This window comes from Mesobacterium hydrothermale, from assembly GCF_035818635.1.
GTDB classification, from domain to species: domain Bacteria; phylum Pseudomonadota; class Alphaproteobacteria; order Rhodobacterales; family Rhodobacteraceae; genus Mesobacterium_A; species Mesobacterium_A hydrothermale.
The window spans coordinates 75622-99902 of sequence record NZ_JAYLLH010000016.1; the positions used below are offsets into that span (position 1 = coordinate 75622).

General features: G+C 62.5%; 27 protein-coding genes and 1 tRNA gene. 16 read left to right on the plus strand and 12 right to left on the minus strand.

The window, feature by feature from the left end; translation table 11 throughout:
• Nucleotides 1–301 precede the first annotated feature (301 nt).
• The 6 genes from VK792_RS12165 to VK792_RS12190 form a co-directional block, all read right to left on the minus strand.
• On the minus strand, nt 302–1537 hold the full coding sequence (locus VK792_RS12165; RefSeq protein ID WP_326297778.1) for an aspartate kinase: 1236 nt from the start codon (nt 1535–1537) through the stop codon (nt 302–304).
• Between the two features lie 128 nt (nt 1538–1665).
• Nucleotides 1666–2310: an SDR family oxidoreductase gene (locus VK792_RS12170; protein ID WP_326297779.1), complete on the minus strand. Its 645-nt coding sequence runs from the start codon at nt 2308–2310 to the stop codon at nt 1666–1668.
• A gap of 10 nt (nt 2311–2320) precedes the next feature.
• Entirely contained in the window at nt 2321–2749 is a 429-nt protein-coding gene (locus VK792_RS12175; protein WP_326297780.1) for a DUF1178 family protein, read from the minus strand.
• A 62-nt stretch (nt 2750–2811) separates the two neighbouring features.
• Entirely contained in the window at nt 2812–3285 is a 474-nt protein-coding gene (locus VK792_RS12180) for an NUDIX hydrolase (RefSeq protein ID WP_326297781.1), read from the minus strand.
• Nucleotides 3286–3406: 121 nt separating this feature from the next.
• Nucleotides 3407–4621, minus strand: coding sequence for a 3-deoxy-D-manno-octulosonic acid transferase (locus VK792_RS12185; protein ID WP_326297782.1), 1215 nt, complete (start codon nt 4619–4621; stop codon nt 3407–3409).
• 83 nt (nt 4622–4704) lie between these two features.
• Nucleotides 4705–4779, minus strand: a tRNA-Thr gene (locus VK792_RS12190).
• Between the two features lie 265 nt (nt 4780–5044).
• Between VK792_RS12190 and murA the strand changes: the two genes are divergently transcribed.
• The gene (murA, locus tag VK792_RS12195; RefSeq protein WP_326297783.1) at nt 5045–6313 is read left to right on the plus strand and encodes a UDP-N-acetylglucosamine 1-carboxyvinyltransferase; all 1269 of its coding nucleotides are present in this window, start codon (nt 5045–5047) and stop codon (nt 6311–6313) included.
• Complete coding sequence (locus VK792_RS12200) at nt 6310–6792, plus strand: DUF2948 family protein (RefSeq protein ID WP_326297784.1); 483 nt, start codon at nt 6310–6312, stop codon at nt 6790–6792. Before murA ends, VK792_RS12200 begins: the two co-directional genes overlap by 4 nt.
• Before the next feature lie 85 nt (nt 6793–6877).
• Here VK792_RS12200 and VK792_RS12205 read toward each other — a convergent pair whose 3' ends face one another.
• Nucleotides 6878–10090: a 4Fe-4S dicluster domain-containing protein gene (locus VK792_RS12205; protein ID WP_326297785.1), complete on the minus strand. Its 3213-nt coding sequence runs from the start codon at nt 10088–10090 to the stop codon at nt 6878–6880.
• A gap of 249 nt (nt 10091–10339) precedes the next feature.
• Between VK792_RS12205 and hisD the strand changes: the two genes are divergently transcribed.
• The 5 genes from hisD to VK792_RS12230 all read left to right on the plus strand — a co-directional run bounded on the left by hisD (nt 10340) and on the right by VK792_RS12230 (nt 13623).
• Nucleotides 10340–11644 carry a histidinol dehydrogenase gene (hisD, locus tag VK792_RS12210; protein ID WP_326297786.1) on the plus strand — a complete coding sequence of 435 codons (1305 nt, stop codon included), beginning with the start codon at nt 10340–10342 and terminating at the stop codon, nt 11642–11644.
• Nucleotides 11645–11715: 71 nt separating this feature from the next.
• Nucleotides 11716–12195, plus strand: coding sequence for a UPF0262 family protein (locus tag VK792_RS12215; RefSeq protein WP_326297787.1), 480 nt, complete (start codon nt 11716–11718; stop codon nt 12193–12195).
• Nucleotides 12196–12263: 68 nt separating this feature from the next.
• Nucleotides 12264–12650, plus strand: a complete 387-nt coding sequence (locus tag VK792_RS12220; protein WP_435404851.1) for an arsenate-mycothiol transferase ArsC — start codon at nt 12264–12266, stop codon at nt 12648–12650.
• Nucleotides 12647–13042 (plus strand): ketosteroid isomerase-related protein, encoded by a 396-nt coding sequence (locus tag VK792_RS12225; protein WP_326297789.1) that lies wholly within the window; start codon nt 12647–12649, stop codon nt 13040–13042. Before VK792_RS12220 ends, VK792_RS12225 begins: the two co-directional genes overlap by 4 nt.
• Entirely contained in the window at nt 13042–13623 is a 582-nt protein-coding gene (locus VK792_RS12230) for a GNAT family N-acetyltransferase (RefSeq protein WP_326297790.1), read from the plus strand. Before VK792_RS12225 ends, VK792_RS12230 begins: the two co-directional genes overlap by 1 nt.
• Nucleotides 13624–13625: 2 nt before the next feature.
• On the opposite strand, the gene VK792_RS12235 is transcribed toward VK792_RS12230, so the two are convergent.
• Both VK792_RS12235 and VK792_RS12240 read right to left on the minus strand, forming a co-directional pair.
• Complete coding sequence (locus VK792_RS12235; RefSeq protein WP_326297791.1) at nt 13626–14249, minus strand: DedA family protein; 624 nt, start codon at nt 14247–14249, stop codon at nt 13626–13628.
• Entirely contained in the window at nt 14246–14596 is a 351-nt protein-coding gene (locus tag VK792_RS12240; RefSeq protein WP_326297792.1) for a hypothetical protein, read from the minus strand. The genes VK792_RS12235 and VK792_RS12240 overlap by 4 nt, the downstream gene beginning before the upstream one ends.
• 97 nt (nt 14597–14693) lie before the next feature.
• Between VK792_RS12240 and VK792_RS12245 the strand changes: the two genes are divergently transcribed.
• The 6 genes from VK792_RS12245 (at nt 14694) to VK792_RS12270 (ending at nt 18419) form a co-directional block, all read left to right on the plus strand.
• Entirely contained in the window at nt 14694–15578 is an 885-nt protein-coding gene (locus VK792_RS12245; RefSeq protein WP_326297793.1) for a carbon-nitrogen hydrolase family protein, read from the plus strand.
• Nucleotides 15579–15662: 84 nt separating this feature from the next.
• Entirely contained in the window at nt 15663–15881 is a 219-nt protein-coding gene (gene infA / locus VK792_RS12250; RefSeq protein WP_005978431.1) for a translation initiation factor IF-1, read from the plus strand.
• Nucleotides 15882–16019: 138 nt separating this feature from the next.
• Nucleotides 16020–16610 (plus strand): Maf family protein, encoded by a 591-nt coding sequence (locus tag VK792_RS12255; RefSeq protein ID WP_326297794.1) that lies wholly within the window; start codon nt 16020–16022, stop codon nt 16608–16610.
• Nucleotides 16607–17632 carry a ribonuclease E/G gene (locus tag VK792_RS12260; RefSeq protein ID WP_326297795.1) on the plus strand — a complete coding sequence of 342 codons (1026 nt, stop codon included), beginning with the start codon at nt 16607–16609 and terminating at the stop codon, nt 17630–17632. Before VK792_RS12255 ends, VK792_RS12260 begins: the two co-directional genes overlap by 4 nt.
• Nucleotides 17629–17823: a DNA gyrase inhibitor YacG gene (locus tag VK792_RS12265; protein ID WP_326297796.1), complete on the plus strand. Its 195-nt coding sequence runs from the start codon at nt 17629–17631 to the stop codon at nt 17821–17823. Before VK792_RS12260 ends, VK792_RS12265 begins: the two co-directional genes overlap by 4 nt.
• Before the next feature lie 26 nt (nt 17824–17849).
• Complete coding sequence (locus tag VK792_RS12270; protein WP_326297797.1) at nt 17850–18419, plus strand: nicotinate-nucleotide adenylyltransferase; 570 nt, start codon at nt 17850–17852, stop codon at nt 18417–18419.
• Here the strand turns inward: VK792_RS12270 and VK792_RS12275 are convergent.
• Nucleotides 18381–19229 carry a DMT family transporter gene (locus VK792_RS12275; RefSeq protein WP_326297798.1) on the minus strand — a complete coding sequence of 283 codons (849 nt, stop codon included), beginning with the start codon at nt 19227–19229 and terminating at the stop codon, nt 18381–18383. The two genes, VK792_RS12270 and VK792_RS12275, sit on opposite strands and share 39 nt — an antisense overlap.
• 85 nt (nt 19230–19314) lie before the next feature.
• Here VK792_RS12275 and dacB point away from each other — a divergent pair, with 85 nt between their 5' ends.
• Nucleotides 19315–20805 (plus strand): D-alanyl-D-alanine carboxypeptidase/D-alanyl-D-alanine endopeptidase, encoded by a 1491-nt coding sequence (gene dacB, locus VK792_RS12280; protein ID WP_326297799.1) that lies wholly within the window; start codon nt 19315–19317, stop codon nt 20803–20805.
• A gap of 88 nt (nt 20806–20893) precedes the next feature.
• On the opposite strand, the gene VK792_RS12285 is transcribed toward dacB, so the two are convergent.
• Both VK792_RS12285 and VK792_RS12290 read right to left on the minus strand, forming a co-directional pair.
• The gene (locus tag VK792_RS12285) at nt 20894–21322 is read right to left on the minus strand and encodes a L,D-transpeptidase (protein WP_326297800.1); all 429 of its coding nucleotides are present in this window, start codon (nt 21320–21322) and stop codon (nt 20894–20896) included.
• A gap of 176 nt (nt 21323–21498) precedes the next feature.
• Nucleotides 21499–21924, minus strand: coding sequence for a tellurite resistance TerB family protein (locus tag VK792_RS12290; RefSeq protein WP_326297801.1), 426 nt, complete (start codon nt 21922–21924; stop codon nt 21499–21501).
• Between the two features lie 123 nt (nt 21925–22047).
• On the opposite strand from VK792_RS12290, the gene VK792_RS12295 reads away from it, so the two are divergent.
• Nucleotides 22048–23625 carry a lysine--tRNA ligase gene (locus tag VK792_RS12295; protein ID WP_326297802.1) on the plus strand — a complete coding sequence of 526 codons (1578 nt, stop codon included), beginning with the start codon at nt 22048–22050 and terminating at the stop codon, nt 23623–23625.
• A 177-nt stretch (nt 23626–23802) separates the two neighbouring features.
• Complete coding sequence (locus tag VK792_RS12300; RefSeq protein WP_326297803.1) at nt 23803–24201, plus strand: c-type cytochrome; 399 nt, start codon at nt 23803–23805, stop codon at nt 24199–24201.
• Nucleotides 24202–24281: the final 80 nt, after the last annotated feature.

The window sequence follows — 24281 nt, forward strand, 5'->3', positions numbered from 1 at the left end:
ACCTGTGCGGCGGAAGTGCCGCTGTCTGCCGTTCTCGTCTATCACGCTGGCCGGTCACGGCAAGGTTGAACACAAGGTGGACGAGAAATTAAGGCAAGAATATTGCGAATTTAGTTTCTGAAACGCACGTTTCGTGCGTAAAGGTGTTGTGAATTTGCGACTTTTCCGGGCAGAAACTGCTCGGCCTGAAAAAATGAAAATGCGGGCAGACCAAAGCGGCCGCCGGCATCGGGTCGCAGTGTACCGGGACCAAATCGGGCAGAGCAGGTGCCCGGTCTCTCCGGTCAGGCGATTGGGAAGATTAGGCTTTTTCCAGCTCGAACGCATCGTGCAGTGCCTGAACCGCAAGTTCCATATACTTGCGGTCAATCAGGACAGAGATCTTGATTTCAGAGGTGGCGATGACCTTGATGTTGACGCCTTCATCCGACAACGTCTTGAACATCTTTGCGGCAACGCCCGACTGGCTGCGCATGCCAATGCCGACCGCTGAAACCTTGGCGACATTGGTATCTGCGATCAGGTCGTGAAAGTTGATCTCGCCACGATCCTTGGCGTCGTTCAGCGCTTTTTCCGCGCGCATCACCTGGTTGATCGGGCAGGAAAAGGTCATGTCGGTGCGACCTTCTTCGGCGATGTTCTGGATGATCATGTCGACATTCACACCGGCCTCGGACAGCGGTCCGAAGATGGCGGCGGCGATGCCCGGGCGGTCGGCCACGCTGACCAGCGTCATCTTGGCTTCGTCGCGGCTGTAGGCAATGCCCGAAACGGGACGGTTTTCCATGACTTCCTCCTCATCGCAGACGAGCGTTCCGGCTTCGTCGGATTGTTCCTCGAAACTGCTGAGCACGCGCAGCTTCACCTTGTAACGCATGGCCAGTTCGACCGACCGGGTTTGCAGGACCTTAGCGCCGAGGCTGGCCAGTTCCAGCATTTCCTCGAACGCGATCTTGTCCAGCTTGCGGGCCTTGTCGGTGATCCGCGGGTCGGTGGTATAGACCCCGTCCACGTCGGTGTAGATATCGCAACGCTCGGCGTTGAAGGCCGCGGCGAAAGCCACGGCGGTGGTGTCGCTGCCACCCCGGCCCAGCGTGGTGATCCGGCCTTCGGGGCTGACACCCTGGAAGCCTGCGACCACGGCCACCTTCATGCCTTCCTCGAATTTCTTCAGGATATTGGCGGGCGGAATGTCCTCGATCCGGGCGCTGGCATGCGCATCGGTGGTCATGACCGGCACTTGCCAGCCCTGCCAACTGCGCGCGGGCACGTCCATTTCCTGCAGCATCAGGGCCATCAGGCCAGCGGTGACGTTTTCGCCCGAGCTGACGATGGCATCGTATTCGCGCGCATCGTAAAGCGGAGAGGTTTCTTCGACAAAGCCGACCAGCTTGTTGGTTTCGCCTGCCATGGCGGACACGATGACAATGACGTCATAGCCCTTGGCCACTTCGACGCCGACACGTTTCGCGGCCCGCTTGATACGGTCCAGCGTGGCAACCGAGGTTCCGCCGAATTTCATCACGAGAATGGGCATGGGCCAGCCTTCCTGTCAGATCGCGCGGGACATACGCCGGGCCGGGCCGCCACGCAAGAGTACTTTGTCCGCAGGCGTTGGGGAATGCCTGCGGTCTTGCGGTCGCTTTTGCGTGCTGTTTTTGTGGATCAGAACGGGTGGTCGCGTCCGTCCCAGGTCTTGAAGCAGCCGGTGGTGTCCAAAGACAAATCGTCGAACCGGGCAATCAGTCCGCTTGCGGCCTCGTCCACCGTGATATCGGCGGCCGAGCCGCCCATATCGGTCTGCACCCAGCCGGGATGATAGATGCCAACTGCGATTCCCAGCCCCTTGAGATCGACAGCCAGGTTGCGCCCCAGGTTCAGGACCGCTGCTTTTGAAGATCGGTAGATATAGCTGCCGCCCGGCGCGCGCTCGTCCGAGGCCATCTGCGAACTGATGATCGCGATCTTGGGTGCCGCGGTCATTTGCAGGTTGGGCAGAAGCGCCTGGATTGTCAGGAAAACGCCGGTCACGTTGACCGCAAAACTTTGCGCCCACATCTCGGGCGGATAGCCATCGGCAAGGGTGTGCCCCTTGTCGAGATAGACCCCGGCATTGCAGACTAGGAGGTCAAGCGGCTGGCTTTCCAGCCGTTCCGCCAGCGCCGTGACCGACGCCGGGTCGGTTACATCCAGCGGCAAGTATTCCGCTCCAGACCGGGCGGTCGCCAGAACGGACGCGCCGCGCGCGCGGTAGCCGGCATCCATGGCCGCACCAATGCCTCGGTTTGCGCCGGTGATCAGAACCTGCATTGAACTCTCCTCAGTTTGTTTTGCGGCCCGGCACGAAGGGCAGGGGGGCCACGGGCACGCCGTCCTCGAACAGCTTGCGGGCCTCGTCGACCCGCGCCTCGCCATAGATGGGCCGTTCTGGGATCAGCCCGTCGTGCATGTCGCGCGCTTCGCGGACAAAACGGTCACCGACATAATCCGATGTTTTTTCTATATGTGCCTTGAGCTCGGCCAAAACCTGTTTGTGCAACTCGGGCGCCGGGGTGGGCGTCTGTGGCTGCGCGGTTTCTGCGCCGCCGGTGCTGACGCGGGGCGCCATGATTGCCTTGCTGACATGAGTCGTGCCACAGACTGCGCAGTTGACCATTCCGGCCGAAAGCAGCTTGTCAAAGGCGTCAGCGGACTTGAACCAGCTGTCGAACCGGTGTCCATCTGTGCATTTCAGCGCGTATTGAATCATTCATCCGTTCCGCTCGTCGGCGGTGCATTATGTATGCGCGCCGGTAGCCGGATCAAGCTGATTCAAAGCTTTAGCACGTCCTGTTTCAAACCACGCAGCAATTCAGCCAGCTCCGGTTCCCACACCTTGCGGGCTGCTTTCTTGCAACTCATCCATTTTCGGACGCGCTGGCCCTTTTCCGGGTGCTTGCCGGCCAGCGATTTGACCTTGAGAGGATAGACCATGACCGCGCAGGGCTGGTCGACCTCTTCTTTTTTCTCGGCTTCCTTGATGTAAGTGTACATCCCGATGCTATCGTTGCTGCACTTGCCGCGTACACCGGCCTCTTCCCAGGCTTCTTGCGCGGCGGTTTCAGCGCCGGATTTGCCGTCCATCGGCCAGCCTTTGGGCAGCACCCAGCGCCTGTTGCGGCGGCTGGTGATCATCAGCACCTGCAGTTTCTTCTTGCGCACACGCAGGCAAAGCGCGGCGTATTGCGTCGCGATTTCGGTATTGGAACCGTCCAGGTCATGCAGAAGGTGAGGGGCGCTTTTCATCGGTTCTTATGCGGTCTTTTTGTAAATATCAGCTCGGTGAGTCTTTTATACCGCGCGCAGCGAAGATTTCCAATCGAAACCGGATATTTCCGCCCATTTCCCCAAATAAACGCTCGGAGCGTCAGCGCAGGGCCGCGATTATCTCTTGCAGCACTTGTTCAGCGGGTACGTCCGCGGCCAGAACAGCGCGGGCCTGTGCGCCAAGGCTGGCTTGCACCGCCGGATCGGCCAGATCGTTCAGAGCCCGAGCGATCGTATCGGCGCTTGGTGTCAGGCGCGTGACACCGGCAGCCTGCAATGCGGCATAGCTGTCAGCGAAATTGGCAACGTCCGGCCCATGCAGGATGGCCTGACCGTGGGCAGCGGGTTCAAACGGCGTGTGCCCGCCCCGATCCGTCAGCGACCCGGCTATGAAGCAGACCCCGGCGAGATCGTACCAAAGTGGCATTTCCCCAAGCGTGTCAGCCAGATAGACGGATACTCCCTCAGGGCTTTGTCCCTTGCTGCGGCGGGAAAAGGACAGGCCGGCACGGGTCAAGATGGCCGCAACCTCGTCGCCGCGCCCAGGGTGGCGGGGTGCCAGAATCAGGCGCAAATTCGGGCGTTTTTGCAATGCCAGCTGATGTGCCTTTGCGAGGATGTCCTCTTCGCCTTCGTGGGTCGAGGCGGCCAGCCAGGTTTCGGCGCGATCAAAGGCCGCGGCAAGTGCCGGATCGTGCATCGGGCTTGGCAGATACAGCGCCTTGAGATTCAGGTCAGGTCCAAACCGGTCCTCGGGCAGCCCAAGTGAGACAAGCCGTTGGCGCGATCCGGCATCCTGTGCAGAGGCATAAACAACCCGCCCCAAAACGCGGCGGGCCAGCCGGTCAAGCCGAACCCAGCTTTTCGCTGTGCCCGCGCTCATTCGTGCGCCCAGGACGATAACCGGGCCTTGGCAGGACAGGATGCGATGCGGCCAAAGCTCTGATTCCATCGCAATGAAGGCGCGAACCTTCCAACGCTTCATCATTCGCCGCGATACGCGGGACAGATCAAGCGGCGCAAGATGTGCGGACACCCGGTCAATTCCCCAGCTGCGCGCCAGGGCCACGCCGCTTTCGCTGTTGCAGGTGATCAGCAGCGGTGTTTGCGCATATGCGGCCCGCAACGCCGCAATTACCGGCCGGGCAGAAGCCAGTTCACCATTCGAGGCCGCATGCAGCCAGATATGGGCCCCTTCGCTTTGTGGTGCATTGCGCCCCAGTCTGTCCCGCAGCGCGCGCCCGTCAGCACGCAGGGCGGCGCGGGTCAGAACGACCGCGGCGAGGATGGAAATCAGCAGACGATAGAGCAGCACGGGCACACCGGTTTGGCAGAAAACACGGGCAGCGATAGGCGCTGAGCCCATTTCGTGCAAGCCGTCAGAATGCGAAAGAAAGATGGTGCTGCTGGACAGGATTGAACTGTCGACCTCTCCCTTACCAAGGGAGTGCTCTACCACTGAGCTACAGCAGCGCCGGTGCGCCGTCATGGCGTGGGCGGGTCTTTAGAGGCAATTGAAATGCGTTGCAAGGGCAATCTGGACGGTTTTTTTCATCCACTGTAGACAGGCCCTATGGAGCGGAAAAAAGACCCTGGGAAAAAGCCCCCCGCCGCGCGCGAGGATCGGCTGAAAGCAGCGTTGAAGGCCAATCTGGCCCGGCGTAAAGCACAAGCGAAGGCGCGCAGCGCCATGGAACCGGGTGAAACCGGGTCGGACACGGAAAAGGACTAGGCAGGCATGGATTCGATCGTCGTCACTGGAAACGGACCCCTCAGCGGGACGATTCCCATCGCAGGTGCAAAAAACGCCTGTCTTACCCTCATGCCAGCAACTTTGCTGAGCGAAGAACCGCTGACGCTGTCGAATGCACCGCGCCTGTCGGACATCAAGACCATGACCCAGTTGCTGCAGTCGCTTGGGGCCGAGGTGCAGTCGCTTCAGGGTGGACAGGTCTTGACCATGTCGAGCCATGATCTGACCAGCCACGTGGCCGACTACGACATCGTGCGCAAGATGCGGGCGTCGAACCTTGTGCTGGGCCCGATGCTGGCGCGGTTGGGCCACGCGGTGGTGTCGTTGCCGGGCGGCTGTGCCATCGGTGCGCGCCCGATGGACATTCACATCACCGGGCTCGAGGCGCTGGGCGCCGAGATTGAACTGAAGGACGGGTACCTTCACGCCAAGGCGCCGGGCGGGCTGAAAGGGGCGGTGATCGATTTCCCCTTTGCATCGGTTGGCGCTACCGAGAACGTGCTGATGGCGGCGACGCTGGCCAAGGGCACGACGGTCATCAACAATGCTGCGCGCGAACCGGAAATCGTCGATCTGGCAGACTGTCTGCGCAAGATGGGCGCACAGATCGAAGGCGACGGGACCTCTCGCATCGAGGTGCAGGGGGTTGACCGGCTGTCCGGCGCAACCCACCCGGTCGTCACCGACCGGATCGAACTGGGCACCTACATGCTGGTCCCCGCAATCTGCGGTGGCGAGGTCGAACTGTTGGGGGGACGGATGAGCCTTGTCGGTGCCTTCTGCGAAAAGCTGGACGCAGCAGGCATCGCAGTCGAGGCAACCGAACAAGGCCTGAAAGTGTCGCGCAAGAACGGGCGGGTCAAAGCAGTCGATGTCACCACTGAACCGTTCCCCGGTTTCCCGACGGACTTGCAGGCACAGATGATGGCGCTGTTGTGTACCGCCGACGGGACCAGCGTTCTGGAAGAAAAGATTTTCGAAAACCGCTTCATGCACGCGCCTGAACTGATGCGCATGGGGGCCCGGGTCGAGGTGCATGGCGGCACCGCGACCGTACACGGCGTCGAAAAGCTGAAAGGCGCACCGGTGATGGCCACCGACCTGCGCGCCAGCGTGTCACTGATCCTTGCAGGTCTGGCGGCCGAGGGCGAGACCCTGGTCAGCCGGGTGTATCACCTTGATCGTGGCTATGAACATGTTGTGACAAAGCTGCGCGGGGTCGGCGCCAAGATCGAGCGGGTAAAGGAACAGTGACCGAAGACGCGCGTTTCGAAGACGGCGGCGATCGTCCCTTGAACCTGGGGGCCGAAGACACCGAAGATCTTCAGGTGATTTCGGCATTGGTGCAGGATGCGGTTCTGCCTGTGACAGAGATCAGGTGGCAACGAAGCCAGCGACGGCTGGCGCTGTTGATCAACCGGCTGCGTTGGGAAGATGTCGATGCCGCGCAGCGCCGTGGGCGTCCGGTTGAGCGGGTCCAAGCACTGTTAGTTGTGTCCGAGGTTCTGTCGGTGGCCAGCCAGGGAATCGATCGCCGCGATCGTGACACGGTGCTGTCACTGTTGTCGGTCGATTTCGAGCCGGGCGAAGACGGAACCGGGCATATCGTGCTGACACTGGCGGGCGATGGGGCCATCCGAGCCTCGGTCGAGGCGTTGGATGTCTCGTTGCGCGACGTGACCCGGCCTTATGTCGCACCGTCGGGCAAATTGCCAGATCACGACCGGACCTGAGCGCATGCATCGACCTGGTCCCGGTGCAGCGCTGACGGCGCTGACTGGCGGAAGCGCGCGCTGCCGTTCTGCGGGCTGATGGGTGTCAAAGATCGATTTCCACGACCCCGCCCGGGTCCGCCGCGCGCGATTGGCACAGGATGATCCGGCTTTCGCGCTGGGCCCTGGACAAGACGAAATCGCGGTGTTCGACGGCGCCCGAGATCAGCCCGCACTGGCACACGCCGCAAATCCCGTCGGAACATTTCACATCCACATGAATCCCCGCGCGCGCCAGGGCCTCTGTCGGGGATTCGTCCGCGGCCACGGCCACCTCGCGTCCGGACCGGGCCAGGTTCAGCGTGAACGGGTGGTTTTCATAGTCCGGAATCTCGGGGACTGAGAAATACTCGAAATGCCGCGCCTCGTCCGGTACGCCCGCGGCCTCTGCCGCGTCCAGAACGGATTGCATGTAGCGCTCTGGACCACAGGTATAGACATGGGTCCCGTCCGGGGCCGCGCCCGTCACGTGGGCCAGATCGCAGCGGGTCCCTTCGTCGCTGACATGCAAGGTGACCCGATTGGCCCACGGCATCGAGGGCAGGTCGTGCAGGAAACCGGCCTTGGCGCGGCTGGGTACGGAATAGTGCAAGGCAAAGGGGCGCCCCAGCGCGTGCAGACGATGTGCCATGGCAATCATCGGGGTGATGCCGATTCCCCCGCCCATCAGCAGGGAAAAGGGTGCGTCTTCGATCAACGGGAAATGGTTGATCGGCCGCGACACGAAAACTCGACGCCCCTCGGCAAAGATCCGGTGCAGCAGGGCCGAGCCACCACGGCCCGTGTCTTCTCGCAGTACCGCGATCTGGTATTTTGACCGGTCGGCGGGGTCGCCTGACATCGAGTATTGCCGCAGGTATTCCGGCGCCACGACGATGTCCAGATGTGCGCCGGCCTGCCATTCCGGCAGGTCGCGCCCGTCTGGATCGGTGAATTCGTACTTGGTCACACCTTCGGCCATGACCTCGACCCGGTTCAACCGCAGACGGATCACCGGGCTTTCGGCATCGGCGGTATAGCGATGCGCCAGACCGTCGGTTTCCCCCGCCGCCAGCCTGCGCTGATATTCCTCGGCCGTAATCATTGCTTGGTAGGCTTCGATCCCGGCCTCGCGGTCCATCGGGAAAGGGTAGGGGTGCGGGTGCGGCGCAAGGTTGGCGGGATAGACGGCGAGCGTCTGATCCTCGTACTTCAGGTCCAGATCACGCTGCAGGCCGCGGGCGTTGATCGGTTTGTCGGTGGGGATGTAACTGCCATCTTCCTGCAGTTCGATGTCCCACCACCATTTCTTGACCGGGTTCAGACCGCCACGACCGGCGGCATCGTCAAGCCGCGCCAAGAGCGGCGCGGCGGCGGGCATGTTCATCGCGGCCCAGCGGAACGGCGCTTCGGCAAACAGGCCTTCAAGGTTCCAGGGACAGGTCTTCATGCAGCGCCCGCACATGGCACCGCCGGGGGTGGTGATCCGGTAGGTGGCGCATTTCTGACTGTCGGATTTCCAGATCTCGTAGCCGTTGAACATCAGTTTTGGCCCGGCGGTGATCGCGCCCGAAGGGCATTCGCGCGCGCATTTGTTGCATGCCTCGCAAAACGCCTGCAGGCCGAAATCGATGGGCTTGTCATGCGCAAGCGGCATGTCGGTGGTCACCACGCCGGATTTCAGGCGAGGCCCGAGAAACGGGTTCAGGATGACTTCGCCGATGCGACTGACCTCTCCCAACCCCGACAGCAGCAAAAGCGGAGGTTGCAGCACTTCGCCGTCCATTACGGAATGCGCTTTGGCGGAATACCCAAGGTTGCGGATCTGTTTCGCGATGACACCGCCCAGCAGGGAAAACCGCAGGTAGGCGCGCATGGATTGCGCGACGCTGATCCAGTCGTCGCCGCTTGCGCCTTCCATCGTCTCAAAGCCCTGATCGACGATCATGCTGATCGCCTGATCGTGCGGCGGGTCGATCGGCGCGCCGGTGGCATCGTGGCTGTACCACGCCCAAGCCGGGCAGCGCGACGTTCCGACCGCGTCAAGCCCAAGGAAGTAGCTGGCGGCCTTTATGTTCGCGGCATTTTTCGTGGCGTCGGTCGGGCGCGGGACGTTGTCGGGCAAACCGTCCTGCAACAGCACGAAGGCCCCGAGCGCCCGCCGCTGCGCGGCAGAGGCTGGGGCCTTGCGTACGTAATAGCCGCCCTTCGCCCCCTCTTGCAGCGGCTTGCCCATGTCGCCGAATTGCGCGCGGGCGAACATGTCGGTGCGCTTGGGAATGCGCGGCACGCGGGGTTCGTCGATGAAGGTGGTGGGCGTATCGACCCGTTTCAGGGTTTCGAACGGGTGCGGCCCGTCGACGTAGCGGCGGTTGGCGAACGGGTCTTGTGTCCGGGCCGATTTGGCGCTGTTGGTGCCCAACCACCACGCCGGGCCGTGCAGCAGGTTCCACGGTTGGTCCGACAGCGGCGCCAGCGGCGCGTCGCAGGCCATGTCGAGCGTTGTGGAAATCGCCGCGACACCGAACCTGCTGCCGACCCAAGGCGCGGTCAAGACACCACTTTCCACGGTCGCGAGTCCCGCCGCCACCGTCAGGCGATTGAGCTCCACATCGGTCGAGGTGGCTGTATGCGCCTTGGCGTCCCAGCCAAGCAGGCGGATGTAATTGGCGATGACCACGGCGGTTTCGGTTGCGCGCAGACAGGCGCGATGGGCCTGCGCCCCTTCGATCCAGTCAAACCCGGGTTCCCCCGGTTTGGGATCGCGGGGAAATTCATAGAGGAAGACAATCGCGTGGCTGTGGCCGTCGATGGAGCTTGGCGGGGCCTCCATCGACTCTTTCAGGTCGGCCATGATCAGGTCGATGCCTGACGCGAGCGTCTTGGTCTGCTTGGTCCGCAGGTCCTCGGCCAGCCGGTCGATCCCGGGGTTGCGCACCGGAGCCGCCAGCCGCGCGGACGCTGGCAGGCGGGTGATTCCGATCATCGTCGCGTCTGAGAAATAGCCGAAACCTTTCAGGTGGTGGGCGCGGGCCTGGGACAGCGAGGGGATGGCAGAGCGTGCCCGGTTGACCAGCCCGTCACGGATTGCGTCCATCATCGCCTGGTGATCGGCCATGGCGTTGACCAGGCTTTCCGGTCTGTCGGGTCGGGAAAAGACAAGCGGGCGGAAGGGCGGACTGCCGGACAGATCGGCCCGGTCCACGCGGCGGAGTTTTTCCAGCGGATAGGGGCCGAGATGCACCGGGCGGTTGCGGTCGGAAAAAAGGCGCGAGGGCATGGGGTGTCCTTTGTGGTCGCACGCAGTGGGCCAGCCCTTGCACCCGTTGGCAAGTCGTTTTCCCATGTTGTGCGCCCCCTGCGGGGCCGCGCAGGTCTTGTCCTGCCCCGGCTGTGCCGGGACAGGACCGGTTGGGGGCTCTGCCCCCAAACCCCCGAGGTATTTGGAAAACCAAAGACATGGGATACGTGGACTTTGACGCGGGATCGCCTTATGTCGCGCGGCAAGTTTGATGAAGTGGAGGCACCGATGCCGGTCTTTCTTTCGACGCAGGATGCGGATTTCGAGGCTCGGTTCCGGGCGCTGCTGGGGGCCAAGCGCGAAGACAGTCCGGACGTTGACGATATCGTTGCCGGCATCATCGCGGATGTGCGCGCGCGCGGTGATCGGGCAGTGCTGGAATTGACGACCCGGTTCGACCGGCTGGAACTGACCGCCGAAACCCTGCGGTTTTCCGACGCGGAGATTGCCGCGCAATGCGCCCGCGTCCCGGAGGACGAACGCCGGGCGCTGGAACAGGCGGCCGAGCGGATCCGCGCCTATCACGTGCGCCAGATGCCTGCGGACGACATGTGGACCGATCCCGAAGGCGCCACGCTGGGGTGGCGTTGGACCGCCGTTGCGGCGGCGGGGCTCTATGTTCCGGGCGGGCTGGCGTCTTATCCATCGTCGGTCCTGATGAATGCGATCCCGGCCAAGGTGGCTGGCGTCGAACGGTTGGCAATCTGTTGTCCGACGCCTGATGGCGTGGTCAACCCGCTGGTTCTGCTGGCGGCAAGACTGTCGGGTGTGGACGAGATCTATCGCATTGGCGGGGCGCAGGCGATTGCCGCGCTGGCCTATGGGACCGAGACAATCGCACCGGTCGACAAGATCACCGGGCCGGGCAATGCCTTTGTCGCGGCGGCCAAGCGGCGGGTTTTTGGCAAGGTGGGCATCGACATGATCGCGGGCCCGTCCGAGATCCTGGTGATTGCCGATGGTGACAACGATCCCGACTGGATCGCGCTGGACCTGATGAGCCAGGCCGAGCATGACGAAAGCGCGCAGTCGCTGCTGATCACCACCGATACAGGGTTTGGTCAGGCCGTGACCGAAGCGGTCGGGACGCGGCTTGAGACGCTGGAACGCCGTGCGATTGCCGGGGCAAGTTGGCGCGATTTCGGGGCCGTGATCACCGTACGCGACCTGGACGAGGCGGCGGCGCTGTCGAACCGGATCGCGCCCGAGCACCTGGAACTGTGTGTGGCCGATCCTGAAGCGCTGGCCGACAAGTGCACCCATGCGGGCGCGATTTTCCTTGGGCAATGGACGCCCGAGGCGATCGGTGACTATGTCGGGGGGCCGAACCACGTGCTGCCGACAGCGCGGTCGGCGCGGTTTTCGTCGGGGCTGAACGTGCTGGATTTCCTCAAGCGCACGACGCTGTCCAAAATGACCCCCGAGGCGCTGCGTGCGATCGGTCCGGCGGCAGAGGTTCTGGCGCGTTCAGAATCGCTTGAGGCGCATGGGCTGAGCGTGACCGCGCGTCTGGACCGGCTCAACCGGGATTGAGCGACGGCATCCGTGATTGCACCGTGCCGCCTGACGGGCTAGGCAGGGGCATCCTGGGAAGGACGAGCCTGATGAGCCGTATTGCGCATATAGAACTGGACGACGCTAACCTGCCGCCGCCCACGCCGGAAATCGAACAGGAACGCCGGGTGGCGATGTTCGACCTGATGGAAAGCAACAGCTTTTCCCTGCCCGCCCGCGATGGGCGCGAGGTGCCGGATGGCCCCTACAATGTCGGCCTGTCGATCCGTGAAAAACGGCTGGTCTTTGACGTGACGACGGAAGACTATGAAAAGGCCGCGGAATTCCACCTGTCGCTGTCGCCGTTCCGGCAGGTGGTCAAAGACTATTTCATGATCTGCAAATCCTATTTCGATGCAGTCAAGAACCTGCCGCCCAGCCAGATCGAAACCATAGATATGGCCCGACGTGGCATTCACAACGAAGGCGCGCGCATCCTGCAGGAACGGCTGGAGGGCAAGGCCGAGGTCGATGACGACACCGCCCGGCGCCTGTTCACCCTGGTCTGCGTGTTGCATTTCGGAGGCTGAGCAAGGTGCCGGACAAGCTGCCGCAATCGGTGCTGTTCTGCTGCGATCACAACGCGGTGCGGTCGCCCATGGCCGAGGGCATCATGAAGAAGATGTTCGGCATGCAGGCCTATGTGCAGTCGGTGGGTGTCCGCAACGACCTTGAAATCGACGGGTTCGCCATTGCGGTCTGCGCCGAGGTCGGTGTCGAACTGTCGCGCCATAGGTCGCGCAGTTTCGAGGAACTGGAAGAAATGGGCGAGGCGCTGTCAGGGTTCGACCTGATCGTGGCACTGTCGCCCGCATCGCAGCGTGCCGCGCTGGAACTGACGCGGTTTTATCACCTGACCGTCGAATACTGGCCGATCCTCGACCCCACGAGCCTGGGAGAAACGCGTGAGGCCAAGTTGAATTCCTATCGCCAGACCCGCGACCAGATCGCCGGGCATATTCAAAGAAAATGGGGCAACGCATGAGCCGCGACACGATCCAGCGCTATTTCGAGGCGTTCAATTCCAAGCACATCGACGGGATGCTCGAATGCCTGACCTCGGATGTCGAACACCACGTCAACGAAGGTCAGATCCGCGTGGGCCGGGTGAAATTCGCCGATTTCTGCGCCCATATGGATCATTGCTATGACGAGGAACTGACCGACATGGTCATCTTCGTGAACGAGGACGGAACCCGGGGCGCCGCCGAATACATCGTCAACGGCATCTACAAAGCCACCGACGCGGGCTTGCCCGAAGCGACGGGCCAGACCTATCGTCTGCCTGCGGGTTCGTTCTTTTCGTTGAAGGACGGCAAGATTTCCCGCGTCGTGACCTATTACAACCTTGCGGACTGGATCCGGCAGGTTTCCTGATGCGGGTCGAGGTGCTGACCGGCGCGGCACTGGATGCGGCGCTTGACGGGGTGGCCAGGTTGCGGATCGCGGTCTTCCGGGACTGGCCTTACCTCTATGACGGCAGTTTCGACTATGAGCGGGGGTATCTGCAAACCTACCGCGACAGTGCCGACGCGGTGGTGGTCGGGGCTTTTGATGGCGACCGGCTTGTCGGTGCGGCCACCGGCACCCCGATGGAGGATCACGCCGACGATTTTGCAGCGGCGTTTTCCGGGACGGAAATCGACCTTTCCAAAGTGTTTTATTGTGCCGAGTCGGTGTTGTTGCCTGACTATCGCGGGCGGGGGATCGGGCACCGGTTTTTCGACCTGAGGGAGGCGCATGCCCGCCGCTTGGGTCGAACCCATTCGGCGTTTTGCGCCGTGCAGCGCCCCGTTGATCACCCGCTGCGTCCTGCGGGATATGCAGCGCTCGACCCGTTCTGGCGCAAGCGCGGCTATGCGCCGGTGCCGGGTGTCGTGGCGCATTTCCGGTGGAAAGACGTAGATCAGGGTGAAAGCACCGAAAAACCGCTGCAATTCTGGATGCGCGCGCTCTGACCTCAGGCGGTTTCGCTTTTGGCTTTGACGCGCCGATCATGTCTTCGCGCAGCACGCAGCAACATGGCGCCAAGTCCAAAGGTGACGACAAGCCCTGCCAACAGCCCGGCGATGTCGCCGGCGAATTCCGCCACCTGCGCGATCTGCCCAGAAAACGTGTAGCCCAGCCCGACGTAAAGCACGACCCAAACCGATTCGCCGGTGAGGCTGCCCAGCGTGAAGCCTGACCAGCGCAGCCCGCCAGCACCGCCAAGAAAGTTGATGTAGGGCCCCAGTGGGCTGAACAGCCAGCGCGACAGGAACACCGAAAGAACGCCCCAGCGATCAAGGAAGGCGCGGGCCCGAACGATCAGCGCCCGCCGCTTGCCGCCCCGTTTTGCCCCCCGCGCCAAAAAGTTGCCGCCCTTGCGACCAAGGACATAGCCCGTCTGGTCTCCCAGTATCGCACCGCCGAATGCGCCAAGGACGACAGAAGATAGGGCCAGGTCACCACTGGCGACAAACGCACCGCCTGCCAGCATCAGGAACGACGACGGCATCGGGATCGCGAGGCAGGACAGATATGTCGCCAGCGCGATGATCCACGCCCCATAGATCGGGACAAGCGTGAACAGCCAATCGGTCAATTCCTGCCCCGGGATGCGGCTATTGCGGCCTCGATCTGCTGGATCAAGGTATCGACGGCCACCCCACGTTCGCGTGCGATGTCGTCAAGGGTGATCCGTTTGGGGGTGCCGCCGGGTTGCAGGCCCAGTTCGGTTCCGATCACCTCGGGCGGGACGTTCCAGGAATGCGCAATGTATCCCGGGGTCATCCAGCCCTCGATATGTTGATCGCGGTGCGCGGGATCGGACCAATACACCGTTGCAATCACCAGTTTCACCGCGAAAAAGCCGGTTGTCGCGACGGCAAGGACAAAGGCCAGAAGCAACGGCTTGTGACGTTTCCAGAAGGCGGGCAAGGCAAAGGACATGGGGGGGCATCCTGACGGGCTTTCCGCCTCTATACAGGGTTCGTGCCCCTGCCTAAAGTGCGCCGCGTGGAATTCGCCCGGAACGAGGATACGTGCCATGAAAATCGCCACCGCAGCCTACAAGATGGACTTCCTGCCGAACTGGGCCGCCTATGCAGAAAAGCTGGATCACTGGGTGGCCGAGGCCGCCGGGCAGGGCGCCGAGCTGTTGGTGTTTCCCGAATACGGCGCGATGGAGTTGGCGACGCTTTCAGGGCCAGAGGCGGCGGGTGATCTGGAACGATCCCTGCACGCTGTGTCAGAGCATATTCCGCAGGCCGACGCGCTGCATTCTGATCTGGCAGCGAAATATGGTGTGCATATCCTTGCGGCGTCCGGCCCTGTGTTCGACGACGCCATCGGCCCGCGCCCGGTTAACCGTGCCCGGTTGTTTGCGCCAACTGGCGGCGTCGGGGTACAGGACAAGCAGATCATGACCCGTTTCGAGCGCGAAGAATGGGATGTCGTCCCCGGCGGTCCGCTCCGCCTCTTCGACACCGCGTTGGGGACCTTCGGCATCCTGATCTGCTATGACAGCGAGTTTCCGCTTTTGGGGCGTGCCCTGTCGCAGGCGGATACCCTGCTGGTGCCGTCCAACACCGAAGCTTTGGCCGGCTATTGGCGGGTGCGCATCGGCGCGATGGCGCGGGCGCTGGAAAACCAGTGCGTGTCGGTCATGTCGTCCATCGTGGGAGAGTGCCCATGGTCGCCCGCTGTTGACGTGAACACCGGCATGGGCGGCGTTTTCGGTCCTCCGGACACCGGATTTCCGGCCACGGGGGTGCTGGCCGAAGGCGTTTTGAACCAACCGGGCTGGACCTATGCCGAGGTCGATCCCGCGGCCACCGACCATGTCCGCCGCGACGGCGTGGTGCTGAACCGGCGTCACTGGGACGACCAGAATGGGCGCAATTGTGATGCCGCGGTGCAGAAAGTCCGCTGATTTCCGCTTGAAAAACAGCTCCCTTTGGAGCATATACTTGCGCGCCTCGCAAAACTGGGCGGGGTGTGTAGCAAAGGAGAGACCATGGCCAAGGAAGATACGCTCGAATTTCCCGGTGTCGTGAAGGAACTCCTGCCCAATGCGACGTTTCGGGTCGAGCTGGAAAACGGCCATGAAATCATTGCACATACGGCAGGAAAAATGCGCAAGAACCGTATTCGCGTTCTGGCAGGCGACAAGGTTCAGGTGGAGATGACTCCTTATGACCTGACCAAGGGTCGGATCAACTATCGCTTCAAGTGACCCACCACCGTCTTTGACGTGACCGCGCCGGGCTGATCGCCCGGCGTTGTTGTTTTGGGGCGCTTTTCGGTGCCAAACCCCTTGCGCGCTTGGCCGATGGGCGGCTACCCCCTGTCAAAACCCGCAATGGACCTGACAATGACAGACATTCCCCGCCTGATCCTTGGTTCTGGCAGCCCGCGCCGCCGAGAGCTGTTGGCGCAGTTGGGCGTGGTGGCCGATGACATTCGTCCGCCCGATATCGACGAAGACCCCCGCAAGGGCGAACTGCCGCGCCCCTATTGCGTGCGGCTGGCGCGGGAAAAGGCGCTGGCGATCCCGTCCGACCCGGACGATATCGTGCTGTCGGCGGACACCACCGTCGCGCTGGGCCGCCGCATTCTGGGCAAGCCCGCGGATGCGGGCGAGGCAGAGGCGTTCCTGCGCCTGATGTCGGGGCGTCGTCACAAGGTCATTACCGCGGTTGCGGTGCGTCGGGGTGACCGGGTCTGGGAACGTGATGTGGTCACCCAGGTGAAGATGAAATCCCTGTCCGACGTTGAAATCACAGCCTATCTTGCCAGCGAAGACTGGCGCGGCAAGGCCGGGGGCTATGGCATTCAGGGGCCGGCGGGGGCGCTGATCCCGTGGATCTCGGGCAGTTTTACCGCCGTAGTCGGCCTGCCGCTGGCGGAAACGGCGAACCTTTTGCAGGCGGCGTGCTATCCGCTTTATCGGGGGACAAAATGAAGGGACGGACCATTGCGCTGGGCCAGTTGAACGGGGCCGAGGCCGCCGCGCTGATCGTGGACGGACGGTTGAGCGACCTGCTGGTCGATACCGACGCACCACGCCCGGGCACGATCTATCGCGCGATTGCAGAACGCCCGATGAAAGGGCAGGGCGGCATGTTCCTGCGCACCCCTGACGGCAGCGCCTTTCTGCGGCAGGTCAAGGGGTTGTCGCCGGGCCAGCCGCTGCTGGTGCAGGTCACGGGCTTTGCCGAACCGGGCAAGGCAATCCCGGTGACCACCAAGGTCCTGTTCAAGAGCCGCTATGCCATTGTCACCCCAGACGCACCCGGCATCAATGTCTCGCGTTCGGTCAAGGATGACGACGTCCGCGACCGCCTGCTGGAAATCGCGCATGAGGTCATGGGCGGGAATGACATGGGGTTGATCCTGCGCACCTCTGCGATTGCCGCCGAGGATGACGAACTGGCCGAAGATATCGGCGCCATGTACGAACTCGCCGGGCAGGTGATGCAGGACGCCGAGGGCACAGAGGCCGAGATGCTGGTCGAAGGCGACGGGCCGCACTTGCTGGCCTGGCGCGAATGGGCAGGTCCGGCAGAGGTCGATGGCAGCGACATGGCGTTCGAGAACCACGGCGTTCTGGACGCGGTCGATGCGTTGTCGCATCCGGCGGTGGCGCTGGACGGCGGGGCGTCGTTCTGGGTGGAACCCACCCGCGCACTGGTGGCAGTGGATGTGAACACCGGCGGCGACACTTCGCCCGCCGCAGGATTGAAGGCCAATATCGGTTGCGCCCGCGATTTGCCGCGCCAATTGCGGCTGCGCGGGCTTGGCGGGCAGATCGTGATCGATTTTGCCCCGATGCCCAAGAAGGACCGCCGCGTCGTCGAGGGATCGCTGCGCGCCGCGCTCAAGGCCGATGGGGTCGATACGACGATGGTCGGTTGGACCCCTCTGGGCCACTATGAATTGCATCGCAAGCGCGACCGCTTTCCACTGGCTGAGGTGCTGAAATGAGCTGCCCGATCTGCCAAAAAGCGACCGATACGAACTATCGCCCGTTCTGTTCGAAACGCTGCGCGGATATCGACCTGGGCAAGTGGCTGGGGGCCGGATATTCTGTGCCATCCACCGACCCCGAGGACATCGAAGAGGCGATCGAACAGACTCTTCGCGCCTTGCAAGAACGCCCAGAGCGGCCGAATTGATACGCCGCGCGCACCTGCGCCCAGGCATGTCCGTGGGTCTGCTGGGCGGATCGTTCGATCCGCCGCACGCGGGCCATGTCCGCATCACCGAAGAGGCGCTGCGCCGGTTTGGGCTGGATCGCGTGTGGTGGTTGGTCAGTCCCGGCAATCCCTTGAAACCGCATGGTCCGGCTCCGCTGGCGGACCGGATGGCGGCAGCGCGCGCACTGATGGATCACCCTCGTGTTGCAATTTCGGATTTCGAGGCACAGGTCGGAACACGCTATACCGCGCAGACGCTTCGCGCCTTGCAGCGTTTCTATCCCGGTGTACGCTTTGTCTGGTTGATGGGCGGGGACAATCTTGCCCAGTTTCACCGCTGGCAGGACTGGCGGGACATCGCGGCCCGCGTGCCCATCGGTGTGCTGGCCCGTCCCGGCAGCCGGTCACAGGCGCGGCTATCGCGTGCTGCGCAGGTGTTGTCCCGGGCACGCCTTTCCGACAGTGCTGCGCACCTGTTGCCGCAGAGCGATCCTCCCGCGTGGTGCTTTGTGAATATCCCGATGTCCGGGCTTAGTTCATCCGCGATCCGTGCGCGGCTGGGCAAGCCGCGCTGAGGCAACCCCGGCCACCACGATCAACGCCAGACCGGCCCAGGTCAGCGCATCGGGAAGGTCCCCGAACACCAGCCAGCCCAGGCCTGTCGCGGCAAGTAACTGAAAATATACCATCGGTGCCAGAACGGTGGCCGATGCGCGGCTGTAGGCGACGACCAGCAGCAGGTTGCCCAGCATCGATGCCAGGCCAGACGCCACGAACGCCAGCGCCATGCCCCAGGTCAACGCGGGTGGGGCATATCCCAGCGCCAGCGGCGCAAGCGCGACGGTGCCGGCTATCAGTTGCGTGGTCAGCAGCGACCGGGGTCGCCCCAGCCCCGACAGCGCCCGCGATGCAGTCAGATAGATACCATAGAAGAAACCTGCCAGCACCGCGAACCCCATGCCCGGAGCCATGTTCAGGCCAGGCCGGACCACTAGAAGGACGCCGGCAAAACCCAAGGCTACCAGAATCGATCGCAGCACAGTCACTGGTTCTTTCAGCAAGATCGCCGATAGGACAAAGCTGATGATCGGGCCGATGAAAAGCGCGGCAAAGACGTTGGCCAGCGGTGCGGTCGACAGTGCCGTCAGGATCGACAGAATGCCACCGGCCAGCGCCAGTCCGCGCCCCCAGACCCGCCAATCGCGCAACAGCCGCCAGGTTTCGCGCGGGGCGATCGGAACCGTTACTGCCGCGCCCACGGCAAAGCGGGCCCAGGCGACGAAAACCGGTGCCACACCAAATTCCGCGGTCAACAGCTTGCCCGCCGCATCCCCCGCCGGGATAAACGCCATGGCAACGAACATGATGATAAGAGCCAACCCCATGCCCCGCGCCTAGCACGCGGCTCGCGTGTGGAAAAGCGGCAAACGGGCGCTTGTCTGGACACGTTCCCTGCGGTTACATCACCTCATGACCTATCGCATTTCCCGCCGTTTTTTCCTGACCTCTGCCGCCAGTTTCGCGGCGCTGCCTGCCTGCGCGAATGCCCCTGACCGGTCGCTTCGGCCCGAAGCCCGGGGAGCGGGATTTCACAAGAAAGCTGTCAACGGGGCCGAGGCGCTGGTCGAAAAGGCAGAACTTGGCGGCAAGGTGGCTTTCAGCGTGGTGGACGCGCAATCCGGGCTCGTCCTGGAACAGCGAGAGGCGCAGACCGGCCTGCCGCCCGCGTCTGTCGCCAAGGCGCTGACCGCGTGCTATGCCCTCACGGTGTTGGGGCCCGGGCATCATTTTGTCACCCGCCTGATCGCGACCGGAGGCGTCAGCGGTGGCGTTGTTCAAGGGGACCTTGTTCTGGCGGGCGGTGGCGATCCGACGCTGGACACCGACGCGCTGGCAGGTTTGGCCGCCAGGCTGAAGGCGGCAGGTGTCACCGGGGTCAAGGGCCGGTTCCTGGTGTGGGGCGGGGCACTGCCCTTTGTTCGTGGGATCGACCGGGAACAACCCGATCACGTCGGCTATAACCCCGCGGTGTCAGGGCTGAACCTGAACTACAACCGTGTGCATTTCGAATGGCGCAAGGCAGGCAGCGGCTGGAACGTGACACTGGACGCGCGGTCGGAAAAATATCGACCGGACGTGCGCATGGCGCGGATGGAAATCGTCAGCCGCAACGTGCCGATCTATACCTACAAGGACGCCGGTGGGCGCGATGACTGGACCGTTGCCAGTGGCGCACTGGGTAAGGGCGGGGCCCGGTGGCTGCCCGTGCGCAAGCCCGAACTTTACGCAGGCGAAGTGTTCCAGACCTTTGCCGGAGCGCAGGGACTCCGGTTGCCCGCGCCGAAACTGGCCCAATCCCTGCCCGACGGGGCAGAGCTTGCCCGTCACGAAAGCGAGCCGCTGCGCATCGTGCTGCGCGATATGCTGAAATATTCCACCAATATCACTGCAGAAGCCGTTGGCATGACCGCAACGATCAAGCGCACGGGGCGGCCCGCCACCCTGCGCGCCTCGGCCAACGAGATGAATCGCTGGGCGAAAGAAACGCTGGGCATGCACGATGTCGCGTTGGTCGATCATTCCGGCCTTGGCGATGCGTCACGCATGACGGCGACCGACATGACAACGGCACTGATTTCGGCGCATCGCAGGATGGGGATCAAGGCGATCCTCAAGGATATCCCGATGCGTGACGCGAAGCGCAAGGTGATCAAGGATCACCCGGTCAAGGTGCATGCGAAGACCGGAACGCTGAATTTCGTTTCAGGTCTGGCGGGGTTCATCGACGCCACGGACGGGACAGAGATGGCTTTCGCGATTTTTTGCGCTGACATCCCGCGGCGCAACAAACTTACGCTGGCCGAACGTGAACGCCCTGACGGCGCTAAGGGCTGGAACACCCGCGCCAAGGTGTTGCAGCAGGATCTGATCGACCGCTGGTCGGTGCTGTACGGCAGCTGAGCCTGCCGCCCTTGGTGAGGCGTTCAGCGACCTGGCATGCAAAGGCGACCCGCGTGGGCCGCCCCTGTTCCGCGGGTTTCGAACTGGATCAGTTCTGGATCACCACGCGCATGTTTTCCAACCCGACCTGACGGGTCTTGGCGAACAGCACCGCGGCATGTTCAGGGTGCAGACGCACGCAGCCCGCCGACGCTGGCGTGCCAAGGCGGCTGATCTGGTTGGTGCCGTGGATCGCATAGTTGCCGTTGAAGAAAATCGAATAGGGCATCGGCGCGTTGTTGTAACGGCTGGATTTGTGGTTCTTCGACAACCACTTGGCCGTCCACTGGCCGCGCGGGGTATACTTGCCGCGGCGTGCGGTGGAGACCGGCCACTGATACGTCGCCATGCCGTTTTCGTACACCGTCATGGTCTGGGTGGAAATGTCCACCTTGGCCACCAAAGGAGCCGCGGCACCAAGAATGGGCAGCAGGCACAACAGTGCGGCGCCAAGCAGGGTAAAGGTAAAGCGGTTCATCGAATGACCCTCCGAAAACACGTTTTGAAAAATCCGGCAGGTGTTGCCTGTCTTCCAGATAAGCCAAAACGTTAACGGAGCGTCAGTCCGGGATTCCTGACCTCGTGCGTGGAATTGTTTCGCGGGCGGCAACAGTTCTGACGCCCGCGCGGGTTGTTTCCAAGTTGTGAACGGGCTCAGAGCGTCATATGTCGCGCCCGTGCACCGCGCTCGATGGCTGCGGCGTGCAGGCGGTCGATGTTCAACTCGTGCCGGACTTCTTCCAGCAGGCGCAGTTCAGCCTCGTTCAGGGTACCGTCGGCGGCGGCCACGTCGCAGGCCAGCGCGTATGCGGTTTCGAAAAGCTGCTCTGGCAGGTTGTCACGGATCAGGCCAAACAGGGCGTCAAGCCCGTCTTCCTGTTCGAAAAGATCGAAAATCACCTGGGCCACCACGTTCATTCGGTCTGCATCATAAGTGGCGAAAACCGGAAGGTGGTTCACAGCGGACTGGATCTTGACCAGTTCAGCGGTGCGGATATCCTCATCCGATGCCGAAACGGCAATCATCAGCCCGACCAGGCAATCTTGCGGGCTTAGAGGATGGGTGTTGGCGTCGCTCATGTCTGGGCGTCCTTTGTCTGCTTCGTTGCACCGCAGAATATTGACCCCGCGTCCGCCCCGCAATAGGAAGCGCCGACATGACCGACGGGCAAGGGGCCCGTGGGATCAATAGGAGTTTGCCCGATGTCCGAGCTGCGCGATGCCGCCCTCGCTTCTAAAGCCTGGCCTTTCGAAGAAGCACGTCGTATCGCGAAACGCTATGAAAAAGCGCCGCCGGAAAAGGGCTATGTCCTGTTCGAAACCGGTTACGGCCCCTCGGGCTTGCCGCACATCGGAACCTTTGGCGAGGTTGCGCGCACAACGATGATCCGTCACGCGTTCCACGTGATTTCCGACATTCCGACCCGACTGATCTGTTTTTCCGACGATCTGGACGGGATGCGGAAGGTTCCGGAAAACGTGCCGAACCAGGAATTGCTGCATGCAAACATCCAGAAGCCGCTGACCAGCGTGCCGGATCCGTTCGAAGAATACGAAAGCTTCGGCCATCACAATAACGCCATGTTGCGCCGTTTCCTCGATACTTTCGGGTTCGAGTACGAGTTCTATTCGGCGACAGAGTTCTACAAGTCGGGTCAGTTCGACGAGGTGTTGCTGCGCGCCTGCGAACGCTATGACGACCTGATGAAGGTGATGCTGAAATCCCTGCGCGAAGAACGCCAGCAGACCTATTCGATCTTCTTGCCGATCCATCCGGAAACCGACCGGGTCCTTTATGTCCCGATGAAAGAGGTGAACGCCACCGACGGCACCATCACCTTTGACGACGAAGATGGCCGTGAATGGACCCTGCCGGTCACTGGCGGCAACGTGAAATTGCAGTGGAAGCCGGATTTCGGTGCCCGTTGGGCGGCTCTTGGTGTCGATTTCGAGATGTACGGCAAGGACCATTCCACCAATACGCCGATCTATGACCGGATCTGCGAGATCCTGGGTGCGCCTGCACCCGAACATTTTACCTATGAACTGTTCCTCGACGATCAGGGCCAGAAGATTTCCAAATCCAAGGGCAATGGTCTGTCGATCGACGAATGGCTGACCTACGCCAGCACGGAATCGCTGTCCTATTTCATGTTCCAGAAGCCCAAGACCGCCAAGCGGCTGTGGTGGGACGTGATCCCGAAGGCGGTGGACGAATATCATCAGCAGCTGAAGGCCTATCACACCCAAGACGTCAAGGCGCAGGTCAACAACCCGGTCTATCACATCCATTCTGGCGATGTGCCGGTGTCGACCATGGTGGTGCCCTTTGCCATGTTGCTGAACCTGGCTTCTGTCGCCTCGGCCCATGACAAGGAAACACTTTGGGGCTTCATCCGCCGATATGCGCCCGACGCGACGCCGGAAACCCACAAAGATCTGGATGCGGCCGCCGGGTTCGCGGTCAAATACTACGAAGATTTCGTGGCGCCAGCCAAGACCTATCGACTGCCCACCGAGCTGGAGCGCGAGGCGCTGACCGACCTGCGTGACCAGTTGGCCGCTTATGAAGGCGAACGCACCGACGAGGCGCTGCAATCGGTGGTCTATGCCTGTGGCCGCGACCGTTTCGACCCGTTGCGCGACTGGTTCAAGGCAATCTACGAGGTGCTGCTGGGTGCCAGCCAGGGCCCGCGGTTCGGCGGGTTCATCGCATTGTACGGGGTCGAGGAAACCGTGGCGCTGATCGACAAGGCGCTGGCGGGCGATCTGGCGGGCTGACGCCGGTTCCCAATCATGACGCCAGGATGGGCGGGGCTGCGATTGCCCCGCCTTTCCTTATTTTACCGTCCTTACCGGGGATTAACGCCACTCTGGGCCGCTTGATCCCTGTCATGGACTCAAGTGTTGCCTCGTGCCACGATAATAAACGGGGGATGCAAAGCTTGGAGGATCGCCATGCGGTTGGCACTTGCCCTGACACTGATCATCGCCTCGCCAGTTCTGGCGCAGGATATCGAAGATGGCGCGGCCTTGTACCGCAAGCACTGCGCCACCTGCCATGGGATCGAAGCACGCGGCGACGGGCCGATGGCCGGGGTTCTGACGGTTCAGCCGGTGAACCTGCGGGAACTGGCTGCGCAGAATGGTGGCGAATTTCCCCTGTTCCGGGTGGTGAAGCGGATCGACGGGCGTGACCCGCTGGTCAGCCACGGGTCACCCATGCCGGTTTACGGTGACTTCTTCGAAGGCATGTTCGACGTGCCAATGAAAACTGCCAGTGGCCAGCCGATTCTGACGTCGCGCCCGGTGCGCGATCTGGTTGTTTACCTGCAAAGCCTGCAAGACGACGGCTGACCGGGTCTAGTGGATTGAATCCAACATTTGGAACCCTCGATTTCTTGCGGCGATGATGTCGTTGGGGTCTGCCCGCCAAA

Bases quoted from the DNA above. Each gene is read 5' to 3' on its own strand.
- VK792_RS12165 (WP_326297778.1), bottom strand. From the start codon at position 1,537: ATGCCCATTCTCGTGATGAAATTCGGCGGAACCTCGGTTGCCACGCTG.
- VK792_RS12170 (WP_326297779.1), bottom strand. From the start codon at position 2,310: ATGCAGGTTCTGATCACCGGCGCAAACCGAGGCATTGGTGCGGCCATG.
- VK792_RS12175 (WP_326297780.1), bottom strand. From the start codon at position 2,749: ATGATTCAATACGCGCTGAAATGCACAGATGGACACCGGTTCGACAGC.
- VK792_RS12180 (WP_326297781.1), bottom strand. From the start codon at position 3,285: ATGAAAAGCGCCCCTCACCTTCTGCATGACCTGGACGGTTCCAATACC.
- murA (WP_326297783.1), top strand. From the start codon at position 5,045: ATGGATTCGATCGTCGTCACTGGAAACGGACCCCTCAGCGGGACGATT.
- VK792_RS12205 (WP_326297785.1), bottom strand. From the start codon at position 10,090: ATGCCCTCGCGCCTTTTTTCCGACCGCAACCGCCCGGTGCATCTCGGC.
- hisD (WP_326297786.1), top strand. From the start codon at position 10,340: ATGCCGGTCTTTCTTTCGACGCAGGATGCGGATTTCGAGGCTCGGTTC.
- VK792_RS12215 (WP_326297787.1), top strand. From the start codon at position 11,716: ATGAGCCGTATTGCGCATATAGAACTGGACGACGCTAACCTGCCGCCG.
- VK792_RS12220 (WP_435404851.1), top strand. From the start codon at position 12,264: ATGGCCGAGGGCATCATGAAGAAGATGTTCGGCATGCAGGCCTATGTG.
- VK792_RS12225 (WP_326297789.1), top strand. From the start codon at position 12,647: ATGAGCCGCGACACGATCCAGCGCTATTTCGAGGCGTTCAATTCCAAG.
- VK792_RS12230 (WP_326297790.1), top strand. From the start codon at position 13,042: ATGCGGGTCGAGGTGCTGACCGGCGCGGCACTGGATGCGGCGCTTGAC.
- VK792_RS12240 (WP_326297792.1), bottom strand. From the start codon at position 14,596: ATGTCCTTTGCCTTGCCCGCCTTCTGGAAACGTCACAAGCCGTTGCTT.
- VK792_RS12245 (WP_326297793.1), top strand. From the start codon at position 14,694: ATGAAAATCGCCACCGCAGCCTACAAGATGGACTTCCTGCCGAACTGG.
- infA (WP_005978431.1), top strand. From the start codon at position 15,663: ATGGCCAAGGAAGATACGCTCGAATTTCCCGGTGTCGTGAAGGAACTC.
- VK792_RS12255 (WP_326297794.1), top strand. From the start codon at position 16,020: ATGACAGACATTCCCCGCCTGATCCTTGGTTCTGGCAGCCCGCGCCGC.
- VK792_RS12260 (WP_326297795.1), top strand. From the start codon at position 16,607: ATGAAGGGACGGACCATTGCGCTGGGCCAGTTGAACGGGGCCGAGGCC.
- VK792_RS12265 (WP_326297796.1), top strand. From the start codon at position 17,629: ATGAGCTGCCCGATCTGCCAAAAAGCGACCGATACGAACTATCGCCCG.
- VK792_RS12270 (WP_326297797.1), top strand. From the start codon at position 17,850: ATGTCCGTGGGTCTGCTGGGCGGATCGTTCGATCCGCCGCACGCGGGC.
- VK792_RS12275 (WP_326297798.1), bottom strand. From the start codon at position 19,229: ATGGGGTTGGCTCTTATCATCATGTTCGTTGCCATGGCGTTTATCCCG.
- dacB (WP_326297799.1), top strand. From the start codon at position 19,315: ATGACCTATCGCATTTCCCGCCGTTTTTTCCTGACCTCTGCCGCCAGT.
- VK792_RS12285 (WP_326297800.1), bottom strand. From the start codon at position 21,322: ATGAACCGCTTTACCTTTACCCTGCTTGGCGCCGCACTGTTGTGCCTG.
- VK792_RS12290 (WP_326297801.1), bottom strand. From the start codon at position 21,924: ATGAGCGACGCCAACACCCATCCTCTAAGCCCGCAAGATTGCCTGGTC.
- VK792_RS12295 (WP_326297802.1), top strand. From the start codon at position 22,048: ATGTCCGAGCTGCGCGATGCCGCCCTCGCTTCTAAAGCCTGGCCTTTC.
- VK792_RS12300 (WP_326297803.1), top strand. From the start codon at position 23,803: ATGCGGTTGGCACTTGCCCTGACACTGATCATCGCCTCGCCAGTTCTG.